General features: G+C 72.2%; 8 protein-coding genes. 2 read left to right on the plus strand and 6 right to left on the minus strand.

All coding sequences use genetic code 11. From position 1 onward, the window contains the following. Window positions 1-337: 337 nt before the first annotated feature. The 3 genes from ABD352_RS41395 to ABD352_RS41405 form a co-directional block, all read right to left on the minus strand. Window positions 338-1282, minus strand: coding sequence for an acyltransferase domain-containing protein (locus ABD352_RS41395; protein ID WP_344618065.1), 945 nt, complete (start codon window positions 1280-1282; stop codon window positions 338-340). 36 nt (window positions 1283-1318) lie between these two features. Beyond that, a complete protein-coding gene (locus ABD352_RS41400) occupies window positions 1319-4036 on the minus strand; it encodes a winged helix-turn-helix domain-containing protein (RefSeq protein WP_344618066.1) in 2718 nt (905 codons plus the stop codon). Window positions 4037-4308: 272 nt separating this feature from the next. Next, complete coding sequence (locus ABD352_RS41405) at window positions 4309-4518, minus strand: FmdB family zinc ribbon protein (protein WP_344618067.1); 210 nt, start codon at window positions 4516-4518, stop codon at window positions 4309-4311. Between the two features lie 55 nt (window positions 4519-4573). Here ABD352_RS41405 and ABD352_RS41410 point away from each other — a divergent pair, with 55 nt between their 5' ends. Both ABD352_RS41410 and ABD352_RS41415 read left to right on the plus strand, forming a co-directional pair. Further along, the gene (locus ABD352_RS41410; RefSeq protein ID WP_344618068.1) at window positions 4574-5674 is read left to right on the plus strand and encodes a lytic transglycosylase domain-containing protein; all 1101 of its coding nucleotides are present in this window, start codon (window positions 4574-4576) and stop codon (window positions 5672-5674) included. A 65-nt stretch (window positions 5675-5739) separates the two neighbouring features. Next, window positions 5740-6741, plus strand: coding sequence for a GNAT family N-acetyltransferase (locus ABD352_RS41415; RefSeq protein WP_344618069.1), 1002 nt, complete (start codon window positions 5740-5742; stop codon window positions 6739-6741). A 9-nt stretch (window positions 6742-6750) separates the two neighbouring features. Here the strand turns inward: ABD352_RS41415 and ABD352_RS41420 are convergent, their stop codons facing one another. The 3 genes from ABD352_RS41420 to ABD352_RS41430 all read right to left on the minus strand — a co-directional run bounded on the left by ABD352_RS41420 (window position 6751) and on the right by ABD352_RS41430 (window position 12710). Beyond that, window positions 6751-7686: a DUF3152 domain-containing protein gene (locus ABD352_RS41420; RefSeq protein ID WP_344618070.1), complete on the minus strand. Its 936-nt coding sequence runs from the start codon at window positions 7684-7686 to the stop codon at window positions 6751-6753. A gap of 120 nt (window positions 7687-7806) precedes the next feature. Further along, the gene (locus tag ABD352_RS41425; RefSeq protein ID WP_344618071.1) at window positions 7807-9894 is read right to left on the minus strand and encodes a ThuA domain-containing protein; all 2088 of its coding nucleotides are present in this window, start codon (window positions 9892-9894) and stop codon (window positions 7807-7809) included. Further along, entirely contained in the window at window positions 9891-12710 is a 2820-nt protein-coding gene (locus ABD352_RS41430; RefSeq protein ID WP_344618072.1) for a PQQ-dependent sugar dehydrogenase, read from the minus strand. Before ABD352_RS41430 ends, ABD352_RS41425 begins: the two co-directional genes overlap by 4 nt.

Raw genomic sequence — 12710 nt, forward strand, 5'->3', positions numbered from 1 at the left:
GCCGCCCACGGCCCCGGCCCTGGCCGCCCGCCCTGGCCCGCCGACCGCCCCGGCCCCGGCCCCGGCGGGCGGACAGCGCAGACACGTCAGGCGGGGCAGACCTCGACGCGACGCGCCCTGACGCTCGGCGCCGCGCGACCGGCCACTCTCAGACTGGCGCCACGCGACCGGCTGCGCTCAGGCCGGTGCCGCGCGGGACAAGCGGATCACCACGAACGTCCCGGAACCCAACGGCCAGATCGCCGACCGGAAGCGCCCAGGATCGCGCGGAGGTCGGCCTCCGAAGCTCGACCCGGACGCATACCGCCGCCGCCGCAACCAACCGCCGCGCGCGTGGCTAGATCGGGAAGCGGCCGCGGTGCCAGTACCAGCGGCGGCCGGCCGTCAGGTGATCGATGACCGCACGCTGGAGCACGGTGCCGCGCGGCAGCTGGTCGAGCGGCGTGGTCAGGCTGCGGAACACGAACCGCAGCACCTCGACGTCGGCGTCCAGCCCCTCCGGCTCCTCGTAGGGCTCCAGCTCGAACCTCCGCTGGAACCGGACGATGTTGGAGTCTTCGGGCAGGTACTCCTGCAGCTGCGGGTCGAGCAGCCACGAGCCGCAGGCGAAGGCCGTGTAGTGCTCGTCGGGAAAGTGGCGGGGGAAGAACGCGCGGGCCTCGTCGAGCGACGCCTCGATCGCCTCCGGGGTCAGCGGGCCCGACTCGGGGATGTGCAGGTCGATGGCGGCGTCGCCGCGCTGGTGCTGCAGCCGGCCCAGCTCGTAGATGCCGCCGCGCGCGTGCAGCGTCAGCCAGCTCTGCATGACCGGCCAGCCCTCGCGGTGCATCCGCCGGTCGACGGCGAGGTTGCGGCCCAGGTCGGCGAGGGTCGCCCACGACACGGCGTCGGTGATGCCGTGGTCGCGGTGGTAGCGCGTGACCACGTCGACCAGGGCCAGGTACGCGTACACGTAGAGGTGCCGCCAGGCGGGACCCCGTTCGCGTGGCAGCTCCGGTCCGGGCGACAGCCAGCCGTGGCCCCCGAGGTCGGCGCGGACCAGGGCGATCGAGCGGTCGAGCAGCCAGCGCAGCTCCGGGGTCCACAGTGGAGAGCCCGGGTCGGGCCAGCCCGCCATGATCTCGGCGACGTCGTCCGGCCGCACCCCGAGCCGGTCGAGGATCGCGGGCGCGTCGGCCTTGGCGGGCAGCGGGGCCGACGGCAGGTCGCCGGCGAGCTCGTGCACGCGGTCGACGTCTTCGACGGGTACGCCGAGCCGGGTGGCGGTGTCCTCCAGATCCACGCGGACGACTCTAACGCGCGGCCCGGGGACGGCGGGCTACTCGACCGTGGAGAAGCGGATCGAGCCGGCCATCAGGTCCGGGTGCTCGATGGTCAGGGCCAGGGCCACCGACTCCTCGAGGCCGAGGGCGCCCCCGGCGGCGTACGCGGCGTCGAAGGACACGTCGCCCATTCTCGCGTGGAGGGCGGACTGGTGGTCGGTCCAGTACGGGCCGAAGGGGCCCATGGCGCAGCGCAGGCGGATGCGGGCGGCCTGGGCGGCGCCGAACAGGCGGGCGGCCGTTTCCAGGTCGTCGGCCAGGGCGCAGCGGACGGCCACCGCGTTCAGGGTCTCGCAGACCCGCAGGTGGAAGCCGTGGGTCATGCGGGAGCGCAGCGCGACGATCAGGTGGTCGTGCGCCGCGACCAGGTCGCCCCTGGCCAGGGCGACCATGCCCAGGAGCATGTCGACCGTGCGGCGGCCGCGCTCCACCGGGCGGCTGTTCTCCAGCGGGCGGGCGCTGGCCAGCAGGTCAGCGGCCTCGTCCAGGGCGCCCCGGCGCCACAGGAGCTGGGCCAGCGCGTAGACGGCGAACAGCGCCTCGCCGGAGACGTCCTGTTGGTCGGCCCAGGCGATCACCTCGCGGCAGAGGCGCTCGGCCTCCTCGGTGCGGCCCATCTCCAGGAGCGGGGCGCCGCGGGCGGACAGGATGCGGACGATCAGGCCCGGGTCGCCGGCCCTCCGCGCGGCCGACTCGGCGCGCTGCGAGAACCGGAGTTCCTCCACCGTCTCGCCGTCGGCGCCCGCATGGAGGGAGTGCATGTGGTAGGCGGCCGCCAGCTCGGCGTCCGGCACGGGCTCGCCGGTGGCGCTGATGCGCTCGTAGAGCCTGAAGAGCCACATGCGGCCCTCGCGAACCAGGCCGCGCTCGCGCCACCACTGGTCCAGGGCGCCGGCCAGGGCGAGGCCCTGGCGGGCGCTGCCGCGGGTGACGGTCCAGTTCAGGGCGGCGCGCAGCTCGTCGGCCAGGGGGTCCAGCGCGTACAGCGACAGGGTGACCGGGCGGCCGTCGGCATCGAGGTACGCGTCGTGGGCGGTCTGCAGGCACCAGGCGACGTGGCGCTCGCGGGCCGACTCCTCCTCGCCGGCCTCGACCAGCAGGCGGGCGGCGTAGGCGCGGATCGGGTCGAGCATGCGGTAGGTGGCGTTGGTGGCGCCGGCCTCGGCCTGCAGCAGGGACTTGTCGACCAGGGTGGCGAGCGGGTCGAGCGGGTCGCCGTCGTGCAGCCACTCGATCGCCGGCAGGTCGACCGGGCTGGCGAAGACCGACAGCCAGCGCAGGAGGCGGGCCGAGCGCGGGTCCAGGGTGCGGTACGACCAGCCCACCGCCGCCTGCATGGTCCGGTGCCGCGAAGAGGCCGGCACATCGGACATGTCGGCAAAGGCGGCAATGCGGGCCAGGCCGGCGTCCAGGGTGCCCAGCACGTCGCCGATGCGGTCGGCGAGCTGGGCCGCGGAGAGCAGGCGCAGGCGGGCGGCGGCCAGCTCCAGCGCGAGCGGCAGGCCCTCCAGCGCCGAGGCGACCCGGGTGAGGTGTGCGATGTCGCCCGGCTCGACCGGCCGGCCGCCCCGGGCCGCCGAGGCCCGGTCGACCAGCAGGGCCACCGCGTCGCTGAAGCCGCCACCGACGGCCGCCTCGACGGACAGCGGCGGGATGCGCCAGACCACCTCGCCGGCCAGGCCGAGCGGCTCCCGGCTGGTCGCGAGCAACACGACGTCGGGGCCGGCCGCCAGCAGCTGGGCGACGAGCCGCCGCGCCGCCGGCAGCTGCGCGTCGGAGGTGTCCAGCAGGACGAGGAGGCGGCGGTCGCGCACGTGGTCGGCGATCGTCTGCACGACCGCGCGGCCCGGCTCGGGGCGCAGGCCCAGGGCGGCGGCCACGCTGACGTCGACGAGGTCCCCGGTGGCCACGGCGCTCAGGTCGGCGAACCACACGCCGTCGCGGAAGCGCTCGACGATCTCGCCGGCCGCCTCGACCGCGACCCGGGTCTTGCCGGCCCCACCGGCGCCGACGACGGTGACCAGGCGGTGCCGGCCGATGAGGTCGCGCACGGCGGCCCGCTCGGCCGCCCGCCCGATGAACCGGGTGGTCTGCACGGGGAGGTTGTGCGCGGGCGCGTCGATGGTGCGCGGCCGCGGGAACTGCCGGTCGAGGCCGGGCGCGACCAGCTGGAAGATCCGCTCGAAGCCGTCGAAGCCGCGCAGCCGGTGCAGGCCGAGGTCGAGCAGGCAGGTGTCGGGGCCGAGCAGGGAGCCGCCGCGGGAGGACGAGGGGCCGAGGCCGACCTGGGCCGCGGTGGCGGCGGAGCAGAGCACCTGGCCGCCGTGCGCGGCGGCGGCGACCCGCGCGGCGCGGTGCACCTCGGGCGAGGTGTACTCCCCGCCGTACGGCTCGGCGAAGCCGGTGTGCAGGCCCATCCGCACCCTGGGGCGGGCCTCGGGGCCGGGCCACTCGTGCGCGGCGAGCGCGCGCTGGGCCTCGGCACAGGCGGTGAGGGCGGCGGCCGCGTCGGCGAAGGCCACGAACAGCGAGTCACCCTCGGTGAACAGCTCCACACCGTCCGCTTTGGACAGTGCACGGCGAATCACCTCCCGGTGCTCGTGGAGCACCGGCCGGTATCCCGCACCGAGCATCTGGGCCAAGCGGGTCGAGCCCTCGATGTCAGTGAAGAGGAATGTCACCAGCCCGCTGGGCAGGTGCGTCCGCCCCGACACGTGAAACCTCCGCCTCCTTTTTCAGGCGTGCCCCATATTTCCCCAACCCAGGGGCGCGCGCATCGTAGAAACGGCCCCCAACGATAACCCTCAAGGTCGATCCCGGGCTCGTCGCCCGGGACGGTCCATGCTGGTCAGCAAGGATGCGGGGGGAAAGTTCGAGTGGGTTTCGCGTGACGTAACGACAACACTCCGGTAGCGGTTGTGGCACGACAGGCCACAACATCAAAGCCGTTTTGCCAATTCAATGCGAAACCGACCGGTAACAATGTCTAGCAGCCGCAGGCCCCTCCGCAGCAGCCGCCCGCGCCGCCGGATGGGGCTCCCCCGCCCGACGTGCCGCCGACGGCGATCGTGGACAGCAGCTTGACGGTGTCGTCGTGGCCGGCCGGACAGGCGGTCTTCACGTTGGCTTCACGCATTGGGCGTTGTACTTCGAAGGTGTCGCCGCAGGCCCGGCAGCGGTACTCATAGCGTGGCATCTGCTCAGGTTATGTCACGGTGACACGCACCCGGGAGTTGCGGAATACTCGACCCGTGGCAAGCAACGACGAGGCGGCCAAGGTCGACCGATCGACCACAGTGGACGCTCCGCCGGCAGCGGCGGCGCCCGGTCCGGCGACGCTGCGGCCGCCGGTGCCGGAGCCCGCGGGTGAGCGGTGGATCCCGGTGGACATGTACCCGCCGGACCCGGCCCAGCGCAACGCGCCGAAGCCGCCGCACCAGCCGAAACACGCGGCGCTGGACGTGCTGGAGTCGCCCGGCGGCGGGCTGGAGCGGCGGGAGCGGCTGAGCCGGGCGATGGCCCGGCCGGGGGCGCGCTTCATGCTGCCCACCGTGGTCATCATCGGCCTGCTGGCCGCGGCCGGCTCGGTCGGCTTATGGGTGATCCCGGCGGCCTCCTCGGCCCAGGCCGACCCCGCCCGCTCGGCGGCGCCGCCCGAGGGCACCGCCGGCCTGCCGCCCGCGACCGGCGCCCCGGCCACCGGCGAGCCGCCGGAGCCGTCGGCCCCGGCGCCGTCCGGCTCGAGCAGCTACAGCCCGCCGGCCGGCACCCGCCAGCGGCCCGCCGACGTCTACGGCGGCTGGGCCGGCGCCCGCTCGGTCAAGCTGGGCATCCCGGTGGTGGCCCTGCAGGCCTACGGCTACGCCGAGGCGGTCACCGCCCGCACCACCCCGAAGTGCCACCTCACCTGGACCACGCTGGCCGGCATCGGCAAGGTCGAGTCCGACCACGGCCAGGCCAACGGCTCGGTCCTGCAGGACGACGGCCGCTCGGTCCCGCCCATCATCGGCCCGCCGCTGGACGGGCAGAACAACCGCCAGGCGGTCCCCGACACCGACCAGGGCGCCCTGGACAACGACCGGACCTGGGACCGGGCCGTCGGGCCGATGCAGTTCCTGCCGTCGACCTGGAAGCAGTACGGCCTGGACGCCGATGCCGACGGGGTCACCGACATCAACGACATCGACGACGCCGCCCTGACCGCGGCCGCCTACCTGTGCGCCGACGGACGCGACCTGTCCACCCTGGAGGGGTGGAACGCGGCGATCCACGCCTACAACGTCCCGGAGCAGTACCGCGCTGCCGTCTTCAACGCCACCAACGACTACGGCCGGCGCGATCACCAAAACTGACGATCAATGCCACGCTCTGCGCTCTGGTACTTCCGCTCAGCCACAACAAAGGGCAGGCTTAGGGCGTGCAGGTGCGCGAGTGGGACCCAGGGGCCGCGCCCGCGGCCGAGATCGAGGCGGTGCTGCGGGCGCTCAACGAGATCGTGACGTTCGACGTGCCCGAGGACCCGCCGTGGCGCGAGACGAAGCTCCGGGAGTACCTCGCCGTCACCATGCCGGGTGAGCGGCGCACCTCCTGGCTGGCAACCTCCGAATCGGGTGAGGTGCTCGGGCACGCGAGCCTGCTGGCCCTGGAGGATATCGGCGTCCTCGAGCTCTCCGTGGTCCCCGCCGCACGGCGCAGCCGGGTCGACACCACGCTGCTGGGCGCCGTCGCCCGGCGGGCCGCCGAGGAGGGCTTCGAGTCGGTCGGCGTCGAGGTCATCGGCGGCACCCCGAGCGTGGAGTTCTTCGAGGCCAACGGCTTCGAGTGCGCCTTCATCGAGATGCGCAACCTGCTCGACCTGTCCGGCGTGGACTGGCTGCGGCTGGGTGAGATGGCCGCCGGCATCGGCGCGGGCTACCGCATCGAGTACTACCCCGGCGGCCCGCCGCCGGAGCTGTTCGCGGGCTACGCCGCGGCCAAGGAGGCGGCCCGCGCCGCCGTGGTCGAGGACCTCGAGCTGCGGCCCAGCTCCTACGACGCCGACCGGCTGGCGGCCAGCCTGCGCACGCTGCACGCCCGTGGCCTGAAGCCGTACATCGTGCTGGCCGTGCACGAGCAGAGCGAGACCATCGCCGGGCTCACCGAGGTGGTCGTGCCGGCGCAGCGGCCCACCCGCGCCGACCAGTACGACACCATCGAGGTGCCCAGCCACCGCGGCTATGGCCTCAGCCGCGCGATCAAGGCGCGGATGCTGTTCGAGCTGCGCGCGGCCGAGCCCGGCCTGCTCGACGTGCAGACCTGGAACGCGCTGGAGAACGAGCCCCTGCTGCAGGTCAACGCCGAGCTGGGGTTCAAGCCCGACCGCGAGTGGCGCGAGTACGAGGCCGACGTCGTCGACCTCCTGCGCCGCCTCAAGAGCTAGCCCGCCGCCTCAGGAGCTGGCCCAGGGCCCCTGCACGAAGGTGCCGTCCGAGGTGAACGGGTACGCGTTGGGCGTGCAGCCGTTCAGCGCGATGGTCTGCGTCTGCATGACCGGCGCGACCTGGCCGCTGCCCGGGCACTTCATGTGGTCGAAGCCCAGGAAGTGGCCCATCTCGTGCAGCACGGTCATGCCGTGGAAGTCGATGCCGGCCGGGAAGCCGTCGATGCCCTTGAGCCAGCGGCGCAGGTTCAGCAGGATCGTCTTGCCGTACCGGCACGAGTAGATCCCCTGCGTGGTGACCCCGACCGACTTGCACAGCTTGTCGACGGTCCCCGGGGTGGCCAGCCGCAGCACGACGTTGTAGTTGCCGTCGCTGACCCGCTGGAACTTCCAGCTCGCCTCGTTGATGTGGGTCTGCCCGGAGTTGTAGGTGACCGGGTGGGCGGCGGACATCGTCCAGCCCTTCGGCGCGGCGATCGCCCGGTCCACCTCGGCGGCCAGCGAGGTCGTCGTCCAGACCGGGTTGTTGCCCCACTGGATGCCGTTCTCCATCTCGACCTGGTACTTGACCAGCGTCGTCGCGTCGGCCGAACCGACCACGCCGGTCCCGCCGTCGGCCTTGGTGAACGTGCCGGCGCCCAGGTTGGGCACGCCGTCGTTGGTGTTGACCTTGCCTCCGCCGGTGTCGCCGCCGGGCTTCACGGTCTTCACCGACGGCTTGGCGCTCGGCTTCTTCGATGCGGACGGTGACGGTGAGTGCGGCGCGGGCGCCAGCCCGCTGTCGTCGCCCTCGAGCTCGCCGACGGGGAACGGATCGCCGCTCGCCGGCGCGTCCATGCCCAGATCCGCCGGCGGCGATGCGTCCTTGCCACAGCCCGCCACCCCGGCCAGGCCGGTCAGCAAGGCGCCGATGAGCAGTGCTCTCCCCACTCGAGTCCCCAGCACCCGGCCGAGCCTAGGGGAAAGCGGCAACCGGTGCTGCCCCCCGTCGACTTGTTCACTGCGTGTAAACCCAGCGAAGGGGGCCGCGCGTCTATGCACGGCCCCCTTCGTGAAAAACCGTCGTTACGCCGGCAGCGTCCACTTCTGGGCGGCGCTGCCGTTACAGGTGTACAGCTGCACGACCGTGCTGTCGGCGGAGTTGCCGCCGGCCACGTCCAGGCACTTGCCCGACTGCGGGTTGCGCAGCGAGCCGTCGGCCTGGCCGGCCCAGCTCTGGGCGCCGCTGCCGTTGCACGTCCACAGCTGGATCTTGGTGCCGTCCGCGGTGCCGCCGCCGCTGACGTCCAGGCACTTGCCCAGCGCCCGCAGCGTCTGCCCCGAGACCGTCCAGCTCTGCGCGCCGGAGCCGTTACAGGTGTACAGCTGGATCTGGGTCCCGTCGGCGGTGCCCGCGCTGCGCACGTCGAGGCACTTGCCCGCCAGCCCCTTGACCGGGCCGACACCGCCCGTTGTGGACCCCTTCACGAACGTGAAGTCATCCACGTCGAAGAGCCCGGTGCCGGTCCCGGTGAAGGTCAGGTAGACGTTCGACGCCCCGGCCGGCACCCCGGTCAGCGCGGTGCTGACGTCGGCGTAGGTGTCCCAGCTCCCGGTGTTCGGGACGTTGACCGTGCCCAGGATCGGGCCGGTCGTGGAGCCGGTGCGGACCTGGATCTGCCCACCGGGGCCGCCGGAGACGACCCGCGCGCGGAACTGGGTCGCCCCGCCGATGCTCAGCCCGTTGTACGCCGCCCAGTCCCCCGGCTCGATGTAGCCGAGCGTCTGACCGTTGTGGGCGCCGGCCTTGGTGTAGGGCTGGACGCCACTGGCGGCGCTGTACGACTCCGCCTGCTGGACCAGGTCACCCGAAGCCTCCCGGATCCGGATGTTGCGGAACGAGACCTGGTCGCCGGCGCCGTGGTTCTGGATGCCGACGTAGCCGTCGAGGTTGCGCGCCGGGTCGGCGTTGGTGAAGTCGTTGATCAGCGAGCCGTTGAGGTACACCCGCAGCCGCTGGCCCTCGACGAGGATCTCGTAGGTGTTCCACGCGCCGGGCGGGTTGAGCGCGGCGTCGCGTGCGGCGATGTTCGCGGACTGGAAGCCGTAGATCGCGCCCGTGGTGCGGTCGGGCGTGTCGGTGGCGTCGATCTGGACCTCGTACCCCTGGTTGATCGCGATGTTCGGATCGTTGCCCGGGTTGGGGAAGCCCACGTAGACCCCGGAGTTGCTGTCCCCGGTGATGCGGAAGTCGGCCTTGAGCGAGAACCCGGCGTCGAACTGCTTGGCGCTGTACCAGAACAGCCCGAGGCCGCCGGTCGAGCTCAGCGTGGCGTCGGCGTTGGTGAAGCTGCCCGGGCCGGCCTGCGACCAGCCGGTCGTGGCGCCGCTGTAGAGCGCGGTGTACCCGGTCTCGGGCCGGCAGTCGGCCTGGGCCCGCTTGGCCGCGTACCGGATCCCGCCGAGCAGCTCGCCTCGGAAGTTGGCGTCGGCGTACGACTCCTGGGTGTGCCCGAAACCGGTGTAGAAGGAGCGTCCGGCGTCGATGGTCTTGCACCAGGTGATCGGGTGGTCGGCGCCCATCGTGCCGCCGGAGTACGACGACTCGTCGAGCGTGGCGAGCACCTTCGCCGTGCCGCGCGGGTTGGTCTGGTAGTTGTACAGCTCGTCGGTGCGCGTCCAGGTCTGCGGCAGGTGCGACGTCGCCGGGTTGGCCCGGTCCTCCGTCTTGGAGTTGACCTGCTGGATCGCCGGGTGACTGGCGAACCAGGCGCCGACCAGCTGGCCGTAGAAGGGCCAGCTGTACTCGGTGTCGGCGGCCGCGTGGACGCCGACGTAGCCGCCGCCGCCCCGGACGTAGGCCTCGAAGGCCGTCTGCTGGGCGTCGTTGAGCACGTCGCCGGTGGTGCTCATGAACACCACGGCCTCGTACTGCGCCAGGTTGGCCGCCGTGAAGACGCTCGCGTCCTCGGTGGCGGTCACGGTGAAGTTGTTCGCCGCGCCCAGGTCCTTGATCGCCTGGATGCCGGCCGGGATCGAGTCGTGGCGGAACCCGGCGGTCTTGGAGAAGACCAGCACGTCGTAGGGCGCGTCGGCGGCGGCCGCCGGGATGCCGGGCAGGACCGCCGCCGCCGTCACGAGCGCGGCGGCGGCCGCAAGGGTTCGCAGTCTCATGGCAGGGTCCACTTCTGCGCGTTGGTGCCGTTACAGGTGTACAGCTGGACCGGCGTGCTGTCGGCCGAGTTCGCCGCGCTCACGTCCAGGCACTTGCCGGACTGCGGGTTCTTGAGCGACCCGTCGGCCTGGGACACCCAGTTCTGCGCGCCGCTGCCGTTACAGGTCCACAGTTGCACCTTGGTGCCGTCCGCGGTGGCGCCGCCGGAGATGTCCAGGCACTTGCCGAGGACCTTGAGCTGCTGCCCCGCCACCACGAAGACCTGCGCGCTGGTGCCGTTGCAGGTGTACAGCTGCATCTGCGTCCCGTCGGCGGTGCCCCCGCTGCGCACGTCCAGGCACTTGCCCGCCAGCCCCTTGACCGGGCCGACGCCGTTGCCGCCCACCCCTGTCACGAAGGTGAAGCTGTCGACGTCGAAGAGCGCCGCGGTGGTACTGCCGGAGAAGGTCAGGTACAGCGAGGTCGGCCCGGCCGGCGCGTTGCTGATCGCCCCGCTGACCGTCGTGAACGTCTCCCACGACCCGGTCACCGGGACCGTCGCCGAGCCGATGACCGTGCCCGTCGGCGATCCGGTGCGCAGCTGCAGCGTGCCGCCGGTGCCGCCGGAGGAGACCCGGGCGTTGAACGAGGTGGCGTTGTTGAGCTTGTAGGGCTCGAAGCCGATCCAGTCACCGTTGTTGATGTCGCCGACGGTCTGGCCGCCCTCGGCCTGGGTCTTGGTGAACTTGTTGACCCCGGAGGAGGTCTTGTAGAACTCGGCCTGGCGGTAGCGCGGCGCCATGATGCTCTGCGCGTGCGTGGTCAGGCCGCCCTTGTCGGTGTACTGCGCGTCGAAGATCGGGAAGATGTTCGACGCCGAGTCGTGCTCGCCGTCGACCGGGATCGTGATCGTGCCCGCGCAGCCGTTCTGTGACGTGATCTGGTGCGCGTGCTGGTCGTGGCCGAGCACGTAGGTCATCGTCACCTTGGAGCAGTCGATCGCCCCGTCCTCGGGGTCGGTGACCGTGACGCTCCACGACACCGTGTCGCCGAAGGAGACCAGCTGGCCCGACGAGGGGCCCTGGATGGTCACCGTCGGGGCGGTGTTGCCGACGCTGATGAGCACGCTGGAGGTGCCGATCGCGCCCTGCGGGTCCTTCGCGGTCAGGGTCACCGAGTAGTTGCCGTTGGCCGTGAACGTGTGCGACGGGTTGGCGGCCGTCGAGGTCCCGCCGTCGCCGAAGGTCCACGTGTAGGTCAGCGCGCCGCCCTCGGGGTCGGACGAGCCGGCCGAGGAGAAGTTCACCGCGAGCGGGGCCGTCCCGGAGGTCACGCTGGCCGTGGCCACGGCGGTCGGGGCGCGGTTGCCGCCGGCGCCGACGTAGTCGTAGCGGTACAGCGCCGAGTTGGCGTCGCCGTTGAAGTACCCGGTGCCGTAGTCCAGGACGTACAGCGACCCGTCCGGGCCGAACTGCATGTCCATGACCTGCTTGCCGTTCCACGGGAAGTTGTCGATCGCGCCGGGCGAGCCGTCGGCGTTGATCTTGATCGGCTTGATCCAGCCGCGGCCGAACTCACCCGCGAAGAACTGGCCGTCCAGCGACTGCGGAAACTTGGTCGTCGACGGGTTGGCCGCGTCGTAGTGGTACACCGGGCCGGCCATCGGCGACTCGGAGCCGCCGCCGAACTCCGGCGGGCTGCCGGCGTCGCCGCCGTAGCGGATCCAGGCCGCCTTGGCGGGGGGCAGCGTGGTCAGGCCGGTGTTGCGGAACGAGTTGTTCGTCGGGCCGCCGGCGCAGTTGAACTTCGCGCCGGTCGAGTTGGTGGCGAAGTTCCACTCGTTGTAGGTCTCGGTCGTCGTGTTGGTGCCGGTGCAGTACGGCCACCCGAAGTTGCCAGGTGCGGTGATCCGGTCGAACTCGACCTGCCCGGACGGGCCGCGGTTGGGGTCGGTGGTGCCGGCGTCGGGGCCGTAGTCGCCCACGTAGACGACGCCGGTGGCCTTGTCGACCTTCATGCGGTACGGGTTGCGGAAGCCCATGGCGTAGATCTCGGGCCGGGTGTTGGCGGTCCCCGGCGCGAAGAGGTTGCCGGACGGGATCGAGTACGTCCCGTTGGCGTTGACCTTGATGCGCAGGATCTTGCCGCGCAGGTCGTTGGTATTGCCGGCCGAGCGCTGGGCGTCGTAGGCCGGGTTGCGCTCGGTCCGCTCGTCGATCGGCGAGTAGCCGGCCGAGTCGAACGGGTTGGAGTCGTCGCCGGTCGACAGGTAGAGGTTGCCGGCCGCGTCGAAGTCGATGTCGCCGCCGACGTGGCAGCAGATGCCCCGGTTGGCCGGCACGTCCAGGATGTTGACCTGGCTCGACATGTTGACGGTGAAGTCCGCGTTCAGCGTGAACCGGGAGAGGCGGTTGACCCCGGTCCAGGTCGCCCAGTCGGTGGCGGTACCAGTGGCGGGCGCGTCGCCGGACGGGGTGCTCAGCGGCGGTGCGTAGTACAGGTAGACGTACCGGTTGCTGGCGAAGTTCGGGTCCGCGGCGACGCCCTGCAGGCCCTCCTCGTCATGCGTGTAGACGGGGATGTTGGCGATGACCGACGTGTTGCCGGCCGCGTCGGTGCGCCGGAGCGTGCCGTTGCGGGCGGTGTGCAGCACGGAGCGGTCGGGCAACACCGAGATGGCGAGCGGCTCGCCCACCTCGGGCTCACCCTTGGCCAGGGTGACCTGCTGGAAGTCGGCGCCGTTGATGGCCGCCGCGGCGGGCGAGGCCGGCCCGAGGGCGAGCGTCGTCGCCGTGGTGGTGAGGCTGGAGCAGACGAGCACGAGCGCTGCTCCCAT

The organism is Dactylosporangium salmoneum, from assembly GCF_039532525.1.
GTDB classification, from domain to species: domain Bacteria; phylum Actinomycetota; class Actinomycetes; order Mycobacteriales; family Micromonosporaceae; genus Dactylosporangium; species Dactylosporangium salmoneum.